Genomic DNA, 21,659 nt, shown 5'->3' on the forward strand with positions numbered 1-21,659 from the left:
CTGCGCTATTCACCGATGTTGTTTAGGCTTACAAGGCCAAGGTCTCTAAAAAAGATAACCTGAATAATGGGGTGGCTAACGAGGCTTGAACTCGCGACAACCGGAATCACAATCCGGGACTCTACCAACTGAGCTATAGCCACCATTGTAAGTGGTCGGTGAAGAGGGATTCGAACCCCCGACCCTCTGGTCCCAAACCAGATGCGCTACCAAACTGCGCTATTCACCGACTAAATTCTTTTCGAGAAATGTTATCAATTAACATTTTCTCTGATAATAACGGTTTAATAAACCACTATTATTTAAATAGTGGTCGGTGAAGAGGGATTCGAACCCCCGACCCTCTGGTCCCAAACCAGATGCGCTACCAAACTGCGCTATTCACCGACATTTCAACGCGCTATGCGTTGTTGAGGTCGCTATAATACTCGCCATTTTTATTTTAGCAACCCCTATACGGTATTTTTTTTGTAACTAAAATATCTGTTGATTAAACAGCCTTTTTTATAGGTTACCAGTAGCGCATGTCGATTAAAATACCACCAGCCATTAACTTCCTATAACAATCATAGAATCTTAATCACATACAACACCACAATGTATTAACAACATTCAATAATTGGCCAAACTTAAATGTCTATGACTCTGTATATGTTTCCTATTTATTGGCTTTTGTTTCTATTGCGCATAGGTATACTGAAATTATTGGTTAATTATAGTGAGTATTTTATGTCTAATGATGAATTGGATCTCTTTAAAGAGATGATGGCTGATATTGCGCCAATAAAACAAGATACCGTTTTAATTCAACAAAAACACCAAGTCTCAGAAGCACAACTTGCTCGACGATTGGCAGCACAAACACTAGCTAATAGTAATATCGACTATTTATCTCTTGATCACGCCAAGATGGTCAAACCCGATGACATGATTGAGTTTAAGCGTGATGGAGTGCAATTAGCCGTATTTAAAAAAATGCGCCAAGGTAAATATGATATTCATGCGCGGTTAGATTTACATAAAAAAACATTATCTCAAGCACGGGATGAACTATTAACTTTTTTAAAGCAAGCCCAACGGCTAGATATTCGTACAGTCATGATTATTCATGGCAAAGGAGAACGCACTAACCCACCAGCATTAATGAAAAGTTATATCACTACCTGGCTTGAGCAGATTTCAGATGTACTATGTTTCCATTCCGCTCAGCGCCAACACGGTGGCACAGGTGCTCTTTACGTTATGATCAAAAAGAGTGCCGAAAAAAAGCAGCAGACACGTGATCGGCATTTAAATCACCGTGAATCCTAAATTCATAAACCCCACAAATACACATCAACCCATTGATTGACAAGGCAAATGATATTATCCCCCCCTAAATAGACACCATCATCAAAATGGTAAAATAAATATATCCTAGGGTTAAGATATTTTGAATTTATTAATCATACAATTCACGTAAAGTCGCCGCCCGAGGAGATTACTAATGAATTCAGAAATACGTCCAATGCTGCTAATGCTAGTATCTACATTTAGCTTATCAGTAACAGGATTAGTAGCCAAATGGCTAACCCACAGTTTTGACCCAGCATGGCTATGCTTTTTCCGATTGCTATTCCCCGCAATTCTTGCATTCTGGTTAATGATGATCACTAAGTGGTCACAACCCAATAAACAAGCGTGGAGCGGTTTAATTGTTCGCGGTATTTGTATTACTGGTAGCCAACTGTGTTTTCTTGCGTCAATTAAATACCTTAGTCTTGTTGAAGCGGTTGTTTTATTTGGTACCAGTCCTTTATTTGTTCCAATTCTAGAACGTATCTTTTTTAAAACACCGATCAAACGCCTTATTATTATTAATTTAGGCATTACCTTTACAGGATTACTGTTCATTGCTGGTAATCTGGAGCAAATGAAGTTTGGCGGCAGTTTATTGTTAGGCTTAGCCGGTGGTATTTTTAATGCTGGCTCACAAGTAGCAATGTACCGTTCCAGTAAAAGTAACCTGACGCCTGTCGGTGTGAGTGCGTGGAGCTTTATTGTTGCTTCTGTATTTTTAATACCTTTTTTAATGTTCTCACCAATTACTACAGCAGTTGAGTGGCATACATTAACAGGTTGGCAGCATCCGTTATTATTGCTATTGATCTTCATGGCGGTATGTACGGTTAATACTCAAGTTTTCCGTGCTAAAGCTTATCAATTAGCAGAGTCTGGCTCACAATTAGCGCCAATTATTTTCACTAATTTAATTTTCTCGGCTATTTGGCAATTTATGTTTTTTAACCACCCAATGCCATGGAATAAAATGGTCGGTATTGGATTGATTATATTAGCAACGCTCCTTAATACCTTTGTCCCTATTTGGTTACGGAAAAAAAGACGCCAACCCAATGAATAAAAAATAGCCGAACATTGTTCGGCTATTTTTTATGCCTTTTTTATCACTAAGCTAACCACACCACTCGACACGCTAATCCAAGTAACACAACGCCAGATAAACGATCGATCAATTGCGCTTTGGTTCTCAATGCTGCTAACACTTTTGGATAAGATAAAATAGATGCAATTAATGTATACCATAATCCATCCACCAGCAGTGGTGTTGCAATAATGATCGCCTTTGACGATGCTTCATTACCAACAGCAACAAATTGGCTAAATAATGCTAAGAAAAATAATGCTAACTTAGGATTAAATAAGGAAATCATCAACCCATCACGTCCAGCTCCAAATAATGTGCTGGTTTGTCCTTGTGCTAATTTTGCAGCCACACCACCTTTAGAGCGCAAAGCATTAAACCCTAGATATGCTAAATACCCTGCGCCCACATAACTTACACCGCTAAATAATACTGGTGATTGATGCAATACTGCGGCTAAACCAAGTAACGTTAATAAGGCATAGAACCCAACCCCACAAGCATGTGCCCACGCGGTTACAATCCCATGCCAACGTCCTCCCGATAAACTGTGTTTAGCAACGACGGCTAAACTAGGTCCTGGTGACATCGCCCCTAGCAAACAAATCGCTAATAAAGACAACCAAAGGCTAAGTGTCATCGTTAACTCCTTTTATCAATGACAATATAAAAATCTTTGTTGTGGTTTTGCCGTAATAATATTTTATGGGTTAATCGTGTTTAGCAATCGTTGCAAACTTAGCGCTAGTGAGTGTCGCTAAATCTTTCGCTGCAAGCTCTATTTCTAAACCTCGGCGTCCAGCACTTACGCAAATTGTCTCAAATTGCTCTGCACTACTATCAATAAAAGTTGGTAAGCGTTTTTTTTGCCCAAGAGGACTGATCCCTCCCACAATATAACCCGTCACTTTTTCTGCCAATTTTGGATCAGCCATCTCCGCTTTTTTTCCAGCAGCCGCTTTTGCTGCAGCCTTTAGATCGAGCATGCCCGCAACAGGCACAACGGCAACGGCTAAATTTTTAGGATCACCATTTAGAGCAAATAATAATGTTTTAAACACACGATGAGGATCTAAGCCTAAAATTTCAGCAGCTTCATGACCAAAGTTGCTATTGGCTGGATCATGTTCATATTGGTGAACTTGAAATTCAATCTTATTTTTTTTTGCTAATTTAATTGCTGGTGTCATTACATTTATCTCTACAACATAGCGTTAATCAAACAGCTGTAATTAGCTCCCCCTTTATATCCACCATAGACAAAGAAGCTAACCACATCTGTTTACCAAAGCAGAACTATATACCGAGATATATTTTTTAAAAAGAATAAAAAAAGCGGCGCTGAAAATTCAGCGCCGCAAATACAATAGACCTGTCGCAAGACTGGTTATTTATAGGTGATTTCACTTTTGGGAGCAAAGCGATTTACATCAATTGGACTATTGGTTTGCAAATACTCTTTTAGTACTTCAGCATCAACAAAGCCTGTATTTACATAGCCAGGATGGTTGTTTACTTTTGGATAACCATCACCACCAGCCGCATTAAAACTCGGCACCGTAAAGCGGTAGGTTTTATTCATCATTAATGGCTTGCCAGCAATTTTTACATTAGTCACTTTGCCATGAGTAACAGTCATTGCGATACCATAAAACTGCGCATAAGCACCTGAATCAATTGGTTTGGTTGCAACCACATTCAGATAATCAAGGATCTCTTTACCTGACATATCAATATAGGTCACGATGTTGCCAAATGGCTGCACAATGAGCACATCTTTATAAGTAATATCACCACCATTAATCGAATCACGTACACCGCCAGAGTTCATCACAGCAAAATCAGCTTTAGCGCGTTCCATATGTGAAGCCGCAATTAAACGACCTAAGTTAGTTTGCTGAAAACGCACCACATTACGATCACCTTCTAACTTACCGTTAGACTCTGCAATTTTAATCGTTAATTGCTCTTGGCCTTTTTCTTGATAAGGCGTTAAAAACGACAACACTTCTGGATTTTGTTGAATCTCATTCTGAATAAAGACTCGCTGTTGGCTGCCATCAGCTAATTTAATTTTCTGCTTTAGGTTTACTGGAATCAGATCATAGCTAACCAGATTTAACTCACCATTTTGGAATTCAAAATCAGCACGGCCAACATATTTACCCCATTCATGGGCTTGTACTATCCAAGTTCCATTTTGTTGATCTGGCGTACACTTATCACCAGGTTTAAAATCACTATTATTCTTATTTGGTCCTTCCATACACACGGGTTCTTGCGAGTGTCCACCTACTATCATATCAAGATCGCCAGCTTGCATGTAACGCGCTAATGCCACATCACCAGGCGCATTAATGCCGCGCTGACCATCTTCATAGTGACCCATATGGGTTGCTGCAATAATCACATCTGGGTTCTCATTGGCTTCAAGTTCAGCAATTACTTGTTTTGCTTCTGCTTTAGGATCACGGAACTCAATTTCACCAATATATTCAGGATTACCTATTTTTGCGGTATCTTCAGTGGTTAAGCCGATAACCGCAATTTTAATCCCTTGCTGCTCAAAAATTTGGTATGGCTGAAATAAACGTTTACCGGTATTTTTATCGTAAATATTGGCAGATAACATTGGAAACTTAGCCCATTGTTGCTGCTTACGTAATACCTCAAGTGGATTATCAAATTCATGGTTACCTAATGCCATTGCATCGTAACCTAGCATATTCATGCCTTTAAAATCAGGTTCGGCATCTTGTAAATCAGACTCAGGCACACCGGTATTAATATCACCACCAGAAAGCAATAATGTTGTGCCCCCCTCAGCTTTTACTTCCGCACGAATGCTATCTAATAATGTTTTTCGCGCAGCCATACCGTACTCACCATTTTGGTTTTGCCAAAAACGGCCATGGTTATCATTGGTATGTAAAATAGTAATACGATAAATTTTATCAGCATTCCATTTCGGTAAGGTATCATCTGTCGGTGTCGCACAACCAGAAAGTACAGCTAGAAGAGCAGCGGTTAATGCTGTCTTAGCTAATAAATGTTGCTTCATGTTATCCACCTTAATGATTTTAATCGACGATACCGACCATGTTTTAATATTTATATGGCTGAATCAATTCATATTTATGCGCAAAATAGTGTTATTTAATGAAATAATCTTAATAAATAACCGTTTCAAAATAATCGCGCTCAGTGTAGGTGAATCAAAAGCCGGCACTTATTTAACGTCACAATTTTGCAATCAAGATCACCGCTACAACATTAAAAACAAACCGCTGATCACAAACCATAAAAAAGCTCGACCATAGTCGAGCTTTTTGAACAAATATTTTAAGTATTCAACAACCAAAAATAATCATTTATTGATTAAAAGACTTTCTCAAATTTAGGGGTTGAACGGCGAATAAAAATCGCTATTAAAGCCGAAATGGCTAAAAAGAAACAATAATAAGAATGAGAAACTATTTCTAGTGGTGAAAGTTTAAATACTGACCCCAATAATAATGCTTGAGCGCCGTAAGGTAATACACCTTGCACCACACAAGAGAAAATATCCAATAAACTTGCGGAGCGACGAGCGGTAACATTATTCTCTTGTGCTAACTCACGCGCCACGCCACCAGATACAATAATTGCGACAGTGTTATTGGCAGTACAACAGTTAGTTAAACTCACTAACGACGCAATACCTATCTCACTAGCACGAGAATTTTCTGAAGCATTATGTTTTGAGCTAAATTTACCAATCACACGGCTAATAAATTGGGTTAAAAATGCTAAGCCACCCTGTTGACGCATTAACTCACTCACACCACCAATCAACATTGAAAGTAAGAAGATTTCTTGCATATTGCCAAAGCCGCTGTAAATATCTTTGCCAAATGTAGTTAAACTGTAGCTATCAATTGAAAATAAACCCACACCACCCGCAAGAACGATACCTAAGCTCAACACTACAAAAACATTCACTCCAGACACAGCAAGAATAAGGATCGTGATATAAGGTAATACTTTTAACCATTCAATTGGATTTGCGGCAGGTAAGGTTGTTACTGAACTACTAAAAGCAAACAACAGCATAGTAACAATGGCAGCCGGTAAAGCAATTTTAATATTCTCGCGAAATTTATCTTTCATCTGACAACCTTGAGAGCGGGTTGCAGCAATCGTTGTATCAGAAATAATCGATAAATTATCACCAAACATCGCACCACTTAAAACCACACCAGCGGTTAACGCAACATCCATTCCTGCAGCTTGAGCAATACCTAATGCAACTGGCGCAACCGCAGCAATCGTACCCATAGAGGTGCCCATTGACGTCGCAATAAAGGCAGAAATCATAAAAATACCCGGTAAGATCATGCTTGCAGGCAATATAGCCATACCAAGGTTTACTGTTGCATCAACTCCACCCGACGCTTTCGCAACCGCAGCAAATGCACCTGCAAGTAAATAGATCATACACATCGCAATAATGTCGCTATGACCAACACCACGAATAAATTGCTCTATGGCTTTATTTAATTTTTCTTTGCTTAGAATAATTGCCAAAATTACAGCAGGTAATGCTGCAACAGGTGACGGTAATTGATAAAAAGCGAAATCTACCCCTTGGTAAGTCAGGTAACTACCGACACCAATAAATAAGGCAAGAAATACCCCCAGTGGCAGCAATGCCAATGCTGAAGGTGTAATTGATGATGTGTTGGTTGAGTTTGACATGCTGATAAGGAATATCTATTTTAGAATTTCCCTTAGGTTAATGGGATGTGTCACCAGTGTCAACATCTAGACGTCTAAACATCCATATGTTTATTGCTTAGTCACTCTTTATACAATCCCTAAAACAACCATCCTCTGTCAATTTAACGACACTAAACACTATCGTAACCGTCAATAAAAAGTCACTACATATCAATATGTTAACCTTTTAAAAATAAAGTATTCAATCATTAATGAATCAATTGTAATGCAAGTCATAATTTGCTCTCATAGGATATATTTTGACTCCTGAGATGGACCTATGCAGCTTTCCCTCAAACAAAAATTGATCATGGCTAGCGTATCGGCAGTCGTCGTCATGGCAACAGCATTAACATGGCTAGCCGCCAAGCAACTTGATAACGAAACCCACGCCAATACTGATCAACGAGCACGCAGTATTACCTCAACTGCTACTATCGGCATTGCTGATTGGATGGATATTCGCCGTGCGATTACTCAATCTTTTAGTAGTTATTATGACCAACCCAATAATGTGATGTTTTTAGAACAAGCACGTAAAAGCGGTGGCTTTGATGATATTTATTTCGGCAGTGCTGCAGGTAGCACCACGAGTTCTAATGCTACTCGTAATTTATCTCAAATAGATCCACGTACACGTCCTTGGTATCGTGATGCTCAAACAGCAGGCAAACAAATTATTACCCCTGCTTATCAAGATGCTATCACTAACGCACTATTAATCACGATTGCACAGCCACTAACCAATAACGGTCAACAGGTTGGTGTGGTTGGCGCGGATGTATTGATCGACCAACTTATTAATGATGTTATCAGCCTCAATGTCGGTCAAAATGCGGTTGCGATGCTGATTAATAAACAAGATAACCGTTTTCTTGCTCACCCAAATAAACAATTATTACTCAAGCCATTAGCGCAATACAACAATCAGCTCACCATGGGTAATATTGAGCAGCAAATAGCGACCAATAAAGCACTTCATCTAACCATTAATGGTCAACAAAAAGTGCTTTATTTTGAGAATATTCCAAATACAGAATGGGTATTAGCGCTAGAAATGGATCTAGCGACAGAAGAAGCCAGCTATTATACCGCGCTTAAACAATTGATCATCACAGCTTTCATCATAACGCTATGCGTTATTATTGCCCTAACACTGTTAGTTAATCTCTTATTCCGCGATCTTAACCGTGTTTCTGCCGCATTAGCTGAAATTGCTAACGGTGAAGGTGATTTAACTCGTCGCCTTGAGCCTCATAGTAATGATGAAGTGGGTCAACTAGCCCACAACTTCAACGCATTTGTGAGTAACTTACATAGCATGCTGACCCGTTTAAGCCATGTTTCTAGTACACTCAGTCAGCAATCTCACATCACTGCCTCTCAAGCAGAAGAACGTAGTACTCGTATTCAATTTCAACAAGATGAAATTAATATGGTCGCAACAGCTATTAATGAAATGGCCGCCGCAACCCATGAGATAGCATCAAACGCTGAAAACACTGCACGTACCTCAGAAGAGACTGTCATCGCGTCTGGTCATGGCACCACTCAAGTGAATCAAAGCCAGCAATCAATTGCGAGTCTTGCTCAAGAAGTTGAAACTGCCACTGGAGTGATAAGTGCATTAAACAGTCATGCACAGAGCATTAATACTATTCTTTCAACCATTCAAGGTATTGCTGAACAAACCAATTTGCTTGCTCTTAATGCTGCTATTGAAGCCGCGCGCGCGGGTGAACAAGGCCGAGGATTTGCAGTGGTTGCTGATGAAGTGCGAGTATTAAGTCAACGCACTCACGCATCAACCCAAGAAATTCAACAAATGATTGAGACCTTACAACAAACAACAGGTCAAGCCGTCGGCATAATGGAAGATAGCCGCCACTTAGCTGAAACCAGTGTTGATGATGCCAACTCAGCCTCAGCGAGCTTGTCTCAAATCACCACCGCGGTGAATAACATCAGTGATATGGCAACCCAAATAGCGTCTGCCGCAGAAGAGCAATCATCAGTAACATCAGAAATTACTCGCAACACCGAGGGGATTCGTGATGTTTCAAATGAATTAGCTGTTGAGGCCAGCGAAGCTGCAAAACAAGCGGCGGAGTTATCGACTTTATCGTATGAATTACAACAAGAGATCAACCGCTTTAAACTGTGATAATAATGCGATAATCACCTTCTAAAAATAAGGCTTGCATCTCTATTGTCTATATAAGTAGACATCAACAGGAGCAAGCCTTTATTTATCTGCAGTACTATTTAACCATGTTAAACACAATCGCACCGACCGCTAAACACCCCATCACTAAGATGAAATATGTGCTTAGTTTACCACGGTAGATTTTCAGACTTTCAATGTGATACACCGCCAGCATTGGCATCAAAAATAAAATCATCGCAATCACAGGCCCAGAAAAAGCCTCCATCATGCCTAAAATACTTGGGTTCATTACCGAAGCAAACCAAATACTAATAAACATCAGTACCACACCGATCTTATCGATGGTTTTAATTGGTAATGAGGTTTGTTTAGCCACTAGACCATTAAAGCTTTCACGTGCCCCCATAAAATGACCTAAAAACGATGATGTAATCGCAATAAAAGCAATTAAAGGCCCCAGAATCATAATAAAGTGACTATCTTCGACATTGGCTAAATACGATAACACTGACACATTATCGACTTTTGCTTGTTGCAACTGTGCTGGCGTTAGGCTCAAGACACATGAAAAAACAAAAAATAATACGAATGCAATTAGCATCACAGAAGTACGTTTTAAAATAGTCTCTGATTTAGTATGGGCGTGATGACCGTATTGACGACGTTGCGCATTAACAAACCCAGACACGACAGGTGTATAACTAAATGCAAACACCACCACTGGAATAGCTAACCATAGCGAGGCACTTAAATCACCAACACTTTGATTAAGACTAAAATTAGGCATGTGCCAGCTTGGAATCAAATAAATTGAAATACCAGCCAAAATAAACGTTAGTGGATACACGATCATGCCAAATACGCGTAGCATGGTTTTTTCACCTGCCAGCATGATCGCTATCATACCAAACACTAAACAACCTGAAAGTATCACTCGAGACGGCGCAGCCATACCGAGTTGATGCACCATAAAACTATCAACGGTATTGGTTAAACCAACACCATAAATCAACAAAATGGGAAAGATAGATAAGAAGTATAATAAAGAGATTAAACGCCCATAACGCTGACCAAAGTGCTCTTCAACCACATCAGTAAAATCAGCATTAGGCTGTTTAGAAGATAAAACAAATCGAGCCAGTCCACGGTGAGCCCAAAATGTCATCGGTCCGGCAAGCAGCGCCATAATAACTAATGACCAAAAACCACCAGAACCAATATTAATCGGTAAAAATAAAATACCGGCACCAACAGATGTACCAAAGAGGCTCAACATCCAACTGGTATCATGTTTGGTCCAACTTGAGGAGACGGTTTTTGCTTCGAGAGCGGAAAGATCTTGTGACATTGACACGGTAACTCACTACGACTAATAAAACTTAGCAGTAGTATGAAACGACCAGAGCCAAGACTCAAAAAAAAAGTGACACAGATCACCCTGACATTTATAATTCCAATAAAGCATAACAGCTAAAATAAGGATAATTTACAGAATATTAATTCAAATTTAAGCACTTTAATCAGAATAAAAAACCAAATTTTATAATTAAACAATTTTTCCTATTTCGTATGCTTTTTACACAAAAAAGCCCTATAAATAGAATTTATAGGGCTCAATGTATCTCAACAACATTAATTAGTTGATTTCAATCGGAGCAAAACTCTTAATTAAGTCATCAAGTTGCTTAATCTGTGCAAGGAATGGTTCTAGCTTATCTAATGGGAAAGCAGATGGGCCATCACAACGTGCTAAATCTGGCGTTGGGTGCGCTTCCATAAATAAACCAGCAATACCCGTTGCAATGCCAGAGCGTGCAAGATCAATAGTTTGCTCACGGCGACCGCCTGATGCTGCACCAAGTGGATCACGGCATTGAAGTGCATGGGTTACATCAAAAATGATTGGGCTACCGTTTGACGCTTTCTTCATTACGTCAAAACCAAGCATATCAACCACAAGATTATCATAACCGTGTAATACACCACGCTCACATAGAATCACATTGTGGTTATCACACTCAGCAAACTTCTCAATAATGTTACCCACTTGGCCAGGGCTCATAAACTGTGGTTTTTTGACATTAATCACAGCGCCAGTTTTAGCCATCGCTTCAACAAGATCAGTTTGGCGAGCGAGAAAAGCCGGTAATTGAATCACATCAACTACATCAGCAACAACCTGAGCTTGTTCTTTTTCATGAATATCAGTAATGATTTTCACACCAAAGGTGTCTTTTAATTCTTGGAAGATTTTTAAGCCTTCTTCTAAACCAGGACCACGGTACGAACGTACAGATGAACGGTTTGCTTTATCAAAAGACGCTTTAAATACGAAAGGAATACCCAATTTATTGGTTACTTCTACGTAGTGCTCACAGATTTCCATTGCTAAGTCGCGCGACTCTAGCACATTCATGCCACCGAAAAGTACAAATGGCTTATCGTTAGCAACATCAATATCACCAACACGAACAATTTTTTGTTGCATCATATTTATCTTCTCATCTAGTGCAAGGTAAGAGGCTCTTCAGACAGAGCATCTACTTGAAGTTTAAGTAAATCTGCAGCAGGATCTTCAGGGCATTGTTCTATAAAATAAGAGTAATCAACCGCTGCAGCATGAAGGCAATCAAGTTGCTGGTAAATATAACCGCGATCACGGATCTCATGCGGATCACCAGGGTTTAATGCTAAGGCTAAATCACTACAACGCAATGCATCTGTAAATTGTTCTTCACGCAATAACGCACTTTTCATCACCGTTAACCAGCGCGATAAAATGACATTATTTTGCTGCGCATCAAGAAATTCAGGCTTAAATTCAGCAAATGGACCACGATGGCCGATCAACCAACTTCGCAGAATATGGACGCTCACAAATTCACCATCAAAAGGATTAATGTATTGAATTTCATCGTGTGACCATATAACTTTCAGTAAAAACTGAGTAGGAAAACCTACATTTTCAACAGGTAATTCAAGGTGCTTAGCTAAGTAAAGGAAGATAGCACCTAAGCTAACTGGAATCCCTTTACGACGCTCTAAGACTTTATCTAGAAAAGCATTATCTGATGAAAAATATTGCTGTTGATCACCTTGAAAGCCCCACTCATGATAAAAAAGTCGTAACAAACCTTCGAGGCGCAGACGAGGGTTAAGCTCGTGCATCAGTGTTTGTTCCGCTTCTTGTACCAATTGAGTCAAACGTAATTGTACCCATGTCGCAGGAAAATCAATATCGACCTCAGCCATGAAAGCAATCGCTCCATCAACCAACGGCATCTGATTAAGATCTTGTTCATTAAATGGCATCATGATATTACTCACACTAACCCAAGATAGGCGTTTTAGTGATAGCTAATTGTGCAGCCAATACTAACCACCCAATTGCTCCTAAGAAGGCAAACGTCTTAAATACTTTGTTTTTTCCATGATGAAGGGTGAAATAACCTAATGCAATATAGGCAAGCACACAGGTTAATTTTTCAGTTAACCAGCCATTACCCGCAGTAAACGGTATAAATCCAGTAATAAAAATTAATGCCACACCAGAAGCAAGCATGATCGTATCAATGACATGGGGGGTTATTTTAAAGAATTTTTTATTAATCATTGCTGAGTTTGTCATCACCATTATATAGCGAGTAACAAACAGTAATACGCTTAACGCAATTGCGGTAAGATGAAGATGTTTCATTGCCATGTACATCATTACGAATGATCTCCTAGCCAGCACCCCATCGTTACGCGATCGAGCCCAGCATAATCTTGACTTGTAGATACCTGTACATAACCTAATTGCTCAAGAATAGTTCGAACGGCAACACCTTGTTCAAAACCATGCTCCATGAGTAACCAGCCACCAGGCAATAAATATTGACGTCCATCTTGACTAATAATACGAATATCAGCGAGTCCATTATCACTCGCAACTAACGCACTTTTAGGTTCAAAGCGAACATCACCTTCAATAAGGTGCGGATCAGCTTCATCTATATAAGGCGGATTACTTACAATGACGGAAAATTGAGGTTGTTGCTCAAGAGGACTATACCAACTACCGGCTAAAAAGCGGCTATTCGTTATATTGAGTCGCTGGCTATTTTCAGTCGCTAATGCCACCGCTTCTGGACGTAAGTCGATTCCCGTAACAGCAATATCATTACGTTCAGATGCTACCGCCAATGCAATTGCACCCGTGCCTGTACCTAAATCAAGTACCTGACATGTTGTTGCTGGTATTTTTTCAAGTGCTAATTCAACCAGCCTTTCTGTATCAGGACGGGGAATTAATGTCGACGGTGACACTTTTAACGGCAGTGACCAAAACTCACGCTCACCGACGATATAAGCAATCGGCTCACCTGCAATTCGACGAGCTAACAATGCTGAAAAAGTCGCAAATTGCGCCTCATCAAGTTGCTTTTCAGGCCAAGTTAACAAGTAACTACGTGGCTTATCTAATACATGACATAACAATACAACACTGTCTAACTGCGGACTATTAGAGCCCGCAGTCGCAAGTTGTGCATTGGTTTGTTGTAATAAACATTCAATGCTACGTGGCATTAGTTTTGCTCAGCCATCGCTGCAAGTTGATCCGCTTGATATTCAGTAAATACCGGTTGAATCAATGCATCTAAATCACCTTCCATCACTTCATTTAGACGGTAAAGTGTTAGCGTAATACGGTGGTCTGATACACGACCTTGTGGGTAGTTGTAAGTACGAATACGGTCAGAACGATCACCTGAACCTAACAAGTTACGACGAGTACTTGCTTCTGCTTCATGACGACGCTCTTCTTCTGCCTTGATGATACGCGCAGCTAGCACTGACATCGCTTTCGCTTTGTTTTTATGCTGCGAACGTTCATCTTGACACTCAACCACAATACCCGTTGGTAAGTGAGTAATACGAATAGCTGAGTCGGTGGTGTTAACGTGCTGACCACCCGCGCCTGATGAACGGAAGGTATCAATACGTAAATCACCCGCATTAATTTCTGGAATTTCAGCTTCTGGAATTTCAGGTAAAATCGCGATTGTACAAGCAGATGTATGAACACGGCCTTGAGATTCAGTCGCAGGGACACGCTGTACACGGTGACCGCCTGATTCAAACTTTAGAACGCCATAAGCACCATCGCCATTAACTTTAGCGATCATCTCTTTATAACCGCCTTGCTCGGAACGGTTTTCACTGATGATCTCCATACGCCAACCGCGACGCTCAGCGTATTTGCTGTACATACGGAACAGATCACCTGCAAAAATACCCGCTTCATCACCGCCAGCACCAGCACGGATTTCAACAAAACAGTTACGATCATCATTAGGATCTTTTGGAATCAATAATAGTTGTAACTCATCGGCTAAACGTTCAATTTCAGCCTTAGCATCTTTGATTTCTTCTTGCGCCATTTCGCGCATTTCAGCGTCATCTTCTTGTGCCATTTCTTCTGCAGCTTCAAGGTTTTCTTGCGCTTGTTGGTACGCTTGGAAACTCTTGGTCACTTCTTCAAGCTGAGAGTATTCTTTTGATAGTGCACGAAATCGGTTTTGATCACTAAGGACACTGGGATCACCCAGTAGGTGTTGAACTTCTTCGTAACGTTCAACCAGCGTTTCTAATTTAACTAAAATTGATTGCTTCATAATCTTCTAATTAAGTGCGGAGTAACGGCCAAAGCCATCAACTGCTAATCGTTATAGGAATCCAGCCCGAGTGCTTCACGGATCACAACCAATTTGTCAGATTCACCATCTTTGGCAACCTGCTGCATGGCTTTTGTCGGAGCATGGATAAGCTTATTGGTTAGTTTATTACTCAATTCTACCAAGGCTCGTTCAGGATCGGTACCATTGGCGATTGCTTGTAAGCTGCGTTGTAACAGCTCATTTTTTATTGCTTCGGCATATTGACGATAGTCACGGATACTATCGACCGCTTCCAGTGAGCGTAGCCATTGCATAAAAGTAATACTTTCTTCAGCGATGATCGCTTCAGCTTGAATCGCAGCTACTTTACGTTGCTCACGATTTTTCTCGACAATCGAATACAGATCATCGACAGAATATAAATACACATCATTAAGATCGCCAACCTGTGATTCAATATCACGCGGTACAGCAATATCAACAAATAACATCGGCTGATTACGACGACGTTTTAAGGCCACTTCAACCATGCCTTTACCCACAATAGGTAATGGGCTAGCTGTTGAGCTAATGACGATATCGGCACAATGAAGATAGTCAGGAATATCTTCTAAACCTATCACTTCAGCACCAAACTCTCGTGCAAGATTAAGTGCACGTTCACGGGTTCTGTTGGCAACAATTAAACGGTTACATCCTTGCTCAACAGCATGACGAGCCACCAATTCAATGGTTTCCCCTGCTCCTATGAGCAACATTGTCACACCCGATAAAGCTTCAAAAATTTGTCTTGCCAACGAACATGCTGCATACGCAATAGAAACTGCATTACCACCAATATCGGTTTCAGTACGAACCCGTTTGGCAACGGTAAATGTTTTTTGAAACAATTTTTCTAAGGTACCAACTACAGTTCCATTGTCTTTTGATTCCGAATAAGATTGCTTCACCTGTCCTAGAATTTGCGGCTCACCTAATACTAACGAATCTAGCCCACATGCAACACGCATTAAATGGCGCGCCGCGGCTTGTTGTTCATGAAAGTACAGGCTTGGCATCAATTCTTCGGCTGTGATCTGATGAAATTTGGTCAACCAGTCAATAATCACACCCGGTCCTGACTGCAATAACTCACAGTAAACTTCGGTTCGGTTACATGTAGATACAATCACCGCACTCGAGACTTCAGGATGGTTTTTAAGCTCCTGCAGTGCCAAAGACAGTTTTTCAGGAGAAAAAGCTACCTTCTCACGCAAATCAACAGAAGCTGTTTTGTGGTTGATTCCTAATGCAAGCAAGGTCATGGAAACAGTATACCCACTTCGGCAATGAAAAAATCTAAGGTGAAGATTTTACTTGATGCCATGTCGTAATAAAAGGCAACAGAGGTAATCAATCAGTAATGACACCATTTTTATCGTTTTTTAGCCACCTTATTCGTATCATTAATGGTTATAATTTGGCTTTCGATTAAATTATCGCTATTGTTTTGGCTCATTCTGATAGAGACTTCCTACGATGATATTGCGCACTCTTGCTACAAATCTCCTTTCAGCCACTGTGACATCGGTTCAAAAAAAAGCCGTGACAAACCACAGAAAAAAATGGCTACTTTCTATTTTCGCCTTATCATTATCACTTCTTTCAGGCTGTGCACAGCAACCAACAATCACCCATAAAGCTGATTGGTCACTTCATCAAGCTCAACTGCAACAACTCACCCGGTATCATGCTCAAGGCGTATTTGGCTACATCAGTCCTCAGCAACGGGTATCCTTAGCCTTTAATTGGCAAAATAAGGCCGATGATTATCAACTCATTTTAACAAAAATGTATAAAACCATTCTAAAATTGGATGCGACTCCTGATACGGTCACACTTACCGATCCTGATGGTCACACTTATCATGGCACTGATGCCGCACAATTAGTGCAACAACTGACGGGTATTAGTTTACCACTTCAACAAATGCGTGATTGGTTAATCGGTCTTCCGACCGGTGCTGATCATTATCAACTCAATAAGAATGACCAAGTTGCCATGCTAACCAAAAAAATTGATGGCCGCACTTGGGAGATGTATTACAGTAGTTACGATAATACTAAAGTACCATCGCTACCAATATTGATGACCTTAAAACAAGGCCAATTAACCATCAAAATAAAAGTCTCCACTTGGAAGATTTAAAAAATAAGCCTTTGTTTTTTAATGCTTAAAATTCACGTAACTAATGAGTCTCTTTCATGAACCACAACGCTAAATTTGATATTGCTACGCAGTGGCCTGCACCTGCCAAGCTTAACCTTTTTCTCTACATCACAGGTCAACGAGACAATGGTTATCACGACTTACAAACCTTATTTCAATTTGTCGATTATGGTGACACATTAACCATTACTGCTCGTCAAGATAATAACATCACCCTCACACCAGCAATAGCAGGCGTTGCTACAGAAGATAACTTAATCTACCGTGCCGCTGTTGCGTTGCGTCAAGCGGCACAAGTCGATTTCGGGGCTGAGATCCATATTGATAAAATTTTACCTATGGGCGGAGGCTTAGGAGGAGGATCGTCTAATGCTGCAACAACATTAGTGGCATTGAATTTTCTATGGCAAACCAATTTATCCGTCGATGAACTTGCCACTATCGGCTTAAAACTTGGGGCTGATGTGCCTGTTTTTGTTCGTGGTCACAGTGCATTCGCAGAAGGTATTGGTGAAAAATTACAGCCAGCAGCACCACAAGAAAAGTGGTATTTAGTCGCAAAACCCGATATTAGCATCGCAACTGCTGAAATTTTCAACCATCCGCAATTACCTCGAAACACCAAAAAACGTAGCTTAGATGCCCTGTTACGTGATGTTTACGAAAACGATTGCGAGAAAATTGTAAGAAGTCTTAATCCTGAGGTTGATCAGGCGCTTTCATGGCTGTTAGAATATGCGCCGTCAAGATTAACTGGCACTGGTGCTTGCGTGTTTGCAGAATGTGACACCGAGCAAAATGCTAATGATATTTTGAATAATTTACCTGACTGGCTCCAGGGATTTGTCGCAAAAGGTGTTAACGTATCTCCTTTGATGACAACGCTAGCCACATATTCTATGGATTGTCAGTAATTACAACTTGGACGCAACCTGAGGTTTACACCGTGCCTGATATGAAGCTGTTTGCTGGTAACGCTACACCAGAACTAGCCCAACGCATCGCTGATCGTCTTTATATTTCATTAGGAGACGCAACGGTTGACCGTTTCTCCGATGGTGAAGTATGTGTGCAAATTAATGAAAACGTTCGTGGTAGCGACGTATTTATTATTCAATCAACTTGTGCACCAACTAACGACAACCTAATGGAACTGGTTGTTATGATCGATGCATTACGTCGTGCTTCTGCAGGTCGTATTACTGCTGTAATTCCATACTTCGGTTATGCACGCCAAGATCGTCGTGTACGCTCTGCTCGTGTGCCAATCACTGCTAAAGTTGTTGCTGACTTCCTATCTAATGTAGGCGTTGATCGCGTATTAACGGTTGATCTACATGCTGAACAAATCCAAGGTTTCTTCGATGTTCCTGTCGATAACGTATTTGGTAGCCCAGTTCTACTTGAAGATATGTTAGCGAAAGATCTCCAAGATCCAGTGGTTGTTTCTCCTGATATCGGCGGTGTAGTACGTGCGCGTGCTATTGCTAAGCTATTAGATGATACGGATATTGCGATTATCGATAAACGCCGCCCACGTGCTAACGTTTCTCAAGTTATGCATCTAATCGGTGATGTTGAAGGCCGCGATTGTATTATCGTTGATGACATGATCGATACTGGTGGCACACTATGTAAAGCTGCTGAAGCACTAAAAGAACGCGGTGCCAAGCGTGTATTTGCTTATGCTACTCACCCAGTATTCTCTGGTAGTGCACTACAAAACATCACTGAATCTGTGATTGATGAAATCATTGTTACTGACTCAATCCCACTAACAAAAGAAATTGCAGCAACAGGTAAAGTATCAGTACTAACCTTGTCTGGCATGCTAGCTGAGGCGATCCGTCGCATCAGTAACGAAGAATCAATTTCAGCTATGTTTGAACACTAATCACGTGTGATTAGGATGAGATTTTTCTCAATAAAATTCTCAGCTAAATAAAAACCAACGCCTCGCTTTTGCGGGGCGTTTTATTTTTTGCGCACTACGTCATTAGCAGATCACTGTAGAACCATATCAATTTAGCTTCGTTTGGTATAATATAGCGCGCGTTTTGAACCCGCTGATTATGCGGTTTAGCCATCATAATGGTCATCACAAAACGCTATCACTACGGCTGTATGACAAGAGAGACAAGCGTGAGTAATAATATTCGGTTACTTGTCGGCCTGGCAAACCCTGGCCAAGAGTATGCAAAAACCCGTCATAATGCTGGTGCATGGGTCGTTGAAGAACTAGCTCGAGTCCATAATGTTACCCTGCGCCCAGATCCCAAATATTTTGGTCTCACAGGCAGGATCACAACTAATGGTCAAGATCTTCGCTTGTTGATCCCAACAACATTCATGAATTTATCAGGTAAGTCTGTATCTGCATTGGCTAATTTTTTCCAAATAAAACCGGAAGAAATTTTAGTTGCCCATGACGAACTTGACTTATCTCCTGGTGTTGCCAAGTTCAAAAAAGGCGGTGGTCACGGCGGTCATAATGGCTTGCGTGATATCATTAGCAAAATGGGCAACAACAAAGATTTCTATCGCTTAAGGATTGCTATTGGCCACCCTGGTGATAAAAATAAAGTCGCTGGTTACGTGCTAGGAAAAGCACCGACCAAAGAACAAGAACTTATCGATGCAGCGGTTGATGAATCAGTTCGTTGTATTGATGTGCTTCTAAAAGACGGCCTAAGTAAGGCACAAAATCGTCTTCATTCATTCAAGGCAGAGTAGCGCACTGGCAACAGAACTACTTCGTCGTTATAGGCTCGTGTGAGTACTATAATTGAGTTGTTACAGAATAATCACCAAAAGGGTTACAAACCATGGGTTTTAAATGCGGTATCGTAGGTCTACCAAACGTTGGTAAGTCAACACTGTTCAATGCCTTAACAAAAGCAGGTATCGAAGCAGCTAACTTCCCATTCTGTACTATCGAGCCAAATACAGGTGTGGTACCTGTACCAGATCCACGTATGGATGCATTAGCAGTATTCGTTAAACCAGAGCGTATTCTGCCAACCACAATGGAATTTGTAGATATCGCAGGCCTTGTTGCTGGCGCATCTAAAGGTGAAGGTCTTGGTAACAAGTTCCTAGCTAACATTCGTGAGACTGATGCGATTGGTCACGTTGTTCGTTGTTTTGAAAATGACAACATCGTTCACGTTGCTGGCCGTATTGACCCTCTTGAAGATATCGACATCATCAATCTTGAATTAGCAATGGCTGACCTTGATACTTGTGAGCGTGCTATTTTCCGTTTAGCAAAGCGTGCAAAAGGTGGCGATAACGATGCTAAATTCGAGATCAAAGTATTAGAAAAAATGCTGCCACTATTAACTGATGGCGGCATGCTACGTTCAATGGAACTAAGCAAAGAAGAAAAAGCAGCGATTGATTACCTGCACTTCCTAACCCTAAAGCCAACCATGTACATTGCTAACGTTAACGATGATGGTTTTGAAAATAACCCATTCCTTGACAAAGTTGTTGAGCGTGCAGCAACAGAAAACGCGATTGTTGTGCCAATTTGTGCAGCAATGGAATCTGAAATCGCTGAGCTTGATGATGAAGATCGTGAAGAGTTCCTAGCTGATATGGGTATCGAAGAGCCGGGTCTTAACCGTGTAATTCGTTCTGGCTATGAATTACTGTCATTACAAACTTACTTCACTGCTGGTGTGAAAGAAGTACGTGCATGGACTATCCCTGTTGGCGCAACAGCACCAAAAGCAGCGGGTGTTATTCACACTGACTTTGAAAAAGGCTTTATTCGCGCTGAAGTTATCGGTTACAACGATTACATCGAGTTTGGTGGCGAATCAGGTGCTAAAGAAGCTGGTAAGTGGCGTCTAGAAGGTAAAGATTACATTGTTAAAGATGGCGATGTTGTCCACTTCCGTTTTAACGTATAATTTATTATTCAGTTATCATTGAGATAACGACGAATAAATCAATAAGCCAGCCTCGTGCTGGCTTATTTTTTATTATTTGGTAGATAAAAATAAAATTGAGTTACATCACAATTTTAACCATTAATAGCTGACAGATCAGATATCAGTTTGTGATTCGCCCAGTTCGCCCAAATAACCGCCGAACAAACGTATTTTCGCCATTTATCAAAAAAAACTATTGACGGTTTTGGCTGGTATGAGCATAATGCGCCCCGTTCCCAACGAAGCGGCTCACTAAGAGCAGTGGCTGTTGGCTACAAATTGGCTACGTAGCTCAGTTGGTTAGAGCACATCACTCATAATGATGGGGTCACAGGTTCGAATCCCGTCGTAGCCACCATTTCAATTTTATTATAAGATTGAAAATCAATACTCGATATTGATAAAATGCGGAAGTGGCGGAATTGGTAGACGCACTAGATTTAGGTTCTAGCGCCGTAAGGTGTGAGAGTTCAAGTCTCTCCTTCCGCACCATTCTTTCAATAGAG

Annotated in this window: 19 protein-coding genes and 5 tRNA genes; 10 read left to right on the top strand and 14 right to left on the bottom strand. The window is 40.6% G+C overall.

Annotated elements, in window-relative coordinates; translation table 11 throughout:
- Positions 1 to 67: 67 nt before the first annotated feature.
- From BTN98_RS09040 to BTN98_RS09050, 3 genes are all read right to left on the bottom strand, one after another.
- A tRNA-His gene (locus tag BTN98_RS09040) sits at positions 68 to 143 on the bottom strand.
- A gap of 9 nt (positions 144 to 152) precedes the next feature.
- Positions 153 to 229 (bottom strand) — tRNA-Pro (locus BTN98_RS09045).
- Positions 230 to 310: 81 nt separating this feature from the next.
- A tRNA-Pro gene (locus tag BTN98_RS09050) sits at positions 311 to 387 on the bottom strand.
- A 342-nt stretch (positions 388 to 729) separates the two neighbouring features.
- Here BTN98_RS09050 and smrA point away from each other — a divergent pair.
- Complete coding sequence (smrA, locus tag BTN98_RS09055; protein WP_082732121.1) at positions 730 to 1,311, top strand: DNA endonuclease SmrA; 582 nt, start codon at positions 730 to 732, stop codon at positions 1,309 to 1,311.
- A 175-nt stretch (positions 1,312 to 1,486) separates the two neighbouring features.
- Complete coding sequence (locus BTN98_RS09060) at positions 1,487 to 2,401, top strand: DMT family transporter (RefSeq protein WP_060997407.1); 915 nt, start codon at positions 1,487 to 1,489, stop codon at positions 2,399 to 2,401.
- A 46-nt stretch (positions 2,402 to 2,447) separates the two neighbouring features.
- Here BTN98_RS09060 and BTN98_RS09065 read toward each other — a convergent pair whose 3' ends face one another.
- The 4 genes from BTN98_RS09065 to BTN98_RS09085 all read right to left on the bottom strand — a co-directional run bounded on the left by BTN98_RS09065 (position 2,448) and on the right by BTN98_RS09085 (position 7,159).
- Positions 2,448 to 3,062: a LysE family translocator gene (locus BTN98_RS09065; protein WP_060997408.1), complete on the bottom strand. Its 615-nt coding sequence runs from the start codon at positions 3,060 to 3,062 to the stop codon at positions 2,448 to 2,450.
- Between the two features lie 70 nt (positions 3,063 to 3,132).
- On the bottom strand, positions 3,133 to 3,612 hold the full coding sequence (gene ybaK / locus BTN98_RS09070) for a Cys-tRNA(Pro)/Cys-tRNA(Cys) deacylase YbaK (protein ID WP_060997409.1): 480 nt from the start codon (positions 3,610 to 3,612) through the stop codon (positions 3,133 to 3,135).
- 197 nt (positions 3,613 to 3,809) lie between these two features.
- On the bottom strand, positions 3,810 to 5,483 hold the full coding sequence (gene ushA, locus BTN98_RS09075) for a bifunctional UDP-sugar hydrolase/5'-nucleotidase UshA (RefSeq protein ID WP_060997410.1): 1,674 nt from the start codon (positions 5,481 to 5,483) through the stop codon (positions 3,810 to 3,812).
- A gap of 317 nt (positions 5,484 to 5,800) precedes the next feature.
- The gene (locus tag BTN98_RS09085; protein ID WP_060997412.1) at positions 5,801 to 7,159 is read right to left on the bottom strand and encodes a Na+/H+ antiporter NhaC family protein; all 1,359 of its coding nucleotides are present in this window, start codon (positions 7,157 to 7,159) and stop codon (positions 5,801 to 5,803) included.
- Between the two features lie 301 nt (positions 7,160 to 7,460).
- Here BTN98_RS09085 and BTN98_RS09090 point away from each other — a divergent pair, with 301 nt between their 5' ends.
- Positions 7,461 to 9,344, top strand: a complete 1,884-nt coding sequence (locus BTN98_RS09090) for a methyl-accepting chemotaxis protein (protein ID WP_060997413.1) — start codon at positions 7,461 to 7,463, stop codon at positions 9,342 to 9,344.
- Between the two features lie 97 nt (positions 9,345 to 9,441).
- On the opposite strand, the gene BTN98_RS09095 is transcribed toward BTN98_RS09090, so the two are convergent.
- From BTN98_RS09095 to hemA, 7 genes are all read right to left on the bottom strand, one after another.
- Positions 9,442 to 10,695, bottom strand: a complete 1,254-nt coding sequence (locus BTN98_RS09095; RefSeq protein ID WP_060997414.1) for an SLC5/6 family protein — start codon at positions 10,693 to 10,695, stop codon at positions 9,442 to 9,444.
- A gap of 288 nt (positions 10,696 to 10,983) precedes the next feature.
- Positions 10,984 to 11,838: a 3-deoxy-8-phosphooctulonate synthase gene (gene kdsA / locus BTN98_RS09100; RefSeq protein WP_060997415.1), complete on the bottom strand. Its 855-nt coding sequence runs from the start codon at positions 11,836 to 11,838 to the stop codon at positions 10,984 to 10,986.
- Positions 11,839 to 11,852: 14 nt separating this feature from the next.
- Complete coding sequence (locus BTN98_RS09105; protein ID WP_060997416.1) at positions 11,853 to 12,662, bottom strand: SirB1 family protein; 810 nt, start codon at positions 12,660 to 12,662, stop codon at positions 11,853 to 11,855.
- A gap of 13 nt (positions 12,663 to 12,675) precedes the next feature.
- On the bottom strand, positions 12,676 to 13,056 hold the full coding sequence (locus BTN98_RS09110) for a SirB2 family protein (protein WP_060997432.1): 381 nt from the start codon (positions 13,054 to 13,056) through the stop codon (positions 12,676 to 12,678).
- Between the two features lie 2 nt (positions 13,057 to 13,058).
- A complete protein-coding gene (gene prmC / locus BTN98_RS09115; RefSeq protein ID WP_060997417.1) occupies positions 13,059 to 13,916 on the bottom strand; it encodes a peptide chain release factor N(5)-glutamine methyltransferase in 858 nt (285 codons plus the stop codon).
- The gene (gene prfA / locus BTN98_RS09120; protein WP_060997418.1) at positions 13,916 to 15,004 is read right to left on the bottom strand and encodes a peptide chain release factor 1; all 1,089 of its coding nucleotides are present in this window, start codon (positions 15,002 to 15,004) and stop codon (positions 13,916 to 13,918) included. Before prfA ends, prmC begins: the two co-directional genes overlap by 1 nt.
- A gap of 44 nt (positions 15,005 to 15,048) precedes the next feature.
- On the bottom strand, positions 15,049 to 16,311 hold the full coding sequence (gene hemA, locus BTN98_RS09125; RefSeq protein ID WP_060997419.1) for a glutamyl-tRNA reductase: 1,263 nt from the start codon (positions 16,309 to 16,311) through the stop codon (positions 15,049 to 15,051).
- Between the two features lie 280 nt (positions 16,312 to 16,591).
- Here hemA and lolB point away from each other — a divergent pair, with 280 nt between their 5' ends.
- The 7 genes from lolB to BTN98_RS09160 all read left to right on the top strand — a co-directional run bounded on the left by lolB (position 16,592) and on the right by BTN98_RS09160 (position 21,645).
- A complete protein-coding gene (lolB, locus tag BTN98_RS09130; RefSeq protein ID WP_060997433.1) occupies positions 16,592 to 17,194 on the top strand; it encodes a lipoprotein insertase outer membrane protein LolB in 603 nt (200 codons plus the stop codon).
- A 56-nt stretch (positions 17,195 to 17,250) separates the two neighbouring features.
- On the top strand, positions 17,251 to 18,129 hold the full coding sequence (gene ispE, locus BTN98_RS09135) for a 4-(cytidine 5'-diphospho)-2-C-methyl-D-erythritol kinase (protein WP_060997420.1): 879 nt from the start codon (positions 17,251 to 17,253) through the stop codon (positions 18,127 to 18,129).
- Positions 18,130 to 18,161: 32 nt separating this feature from the next.
- Positions 18,162 to 19,109 (top strand): ribose-phosphate pyrophosphokinase, encoded by a 948-nt coding sequence (locus tag BTN98_RS09140; RefSeq protein WP_036793517.1) that lies wholly within the window; start codon positions 18,162 to 18,164, stop codon positions 19,107 to 19,109.
- A gap of 248 nt (positions 19,110 to 19,357) precedes the next feature.
- Positions 19,358 to 19,948, top strand: a complete 591-nt coding sequence (gene pth / locus BTN98_RS09145) for an aminoacyl-tRNA hydrolase (protein ID WP_060997421.1) — start codon at positions 19,358 to 19,360, stop codon at positions 19,946 to 19,948.
- A 92-nt stretch (positions 19,949 to 20,040) separates the two neighbouring features.
- On the top strand, positions 20,041 to 21,132 hold the full coding sequence (ychF, locus tag BTN98_RS09150; protein ID WP_060997422.1) for a redox-regulated ATPase YchF: 1,092 nt from the start codon (positions 20,041 to 20,043) through the stop codon (positions 21,130 to 21,132).
- Between the two features lie 302 nt (positions 21,133 to 21,434).
- A tRNA-Met gene (locus BTN98_RS09155) sits at positions 21,435 to 21,511 on the top strand.
- A 49-nt stretch (positions 21,512 to 21,560) separates the two neighbouring features.
- Positions 21,561 to 21,645, top strand: a tRNA-Leu gene (locus tag BTN98_RS09160).
- The last annotated feature ends 14 nt before the right edge of the window (positions 21,646 to 21,659 follow it).

It is taken from the genome of Photobacterium aquimaris (assembly GCF_002954455.1).
Lineage (GTDB): Bacteria > Pseudomonadota > Gammaproteobacteria > Enterobacterales > Vibrionaceae > Photobacterium > Photobacterium aquimaris.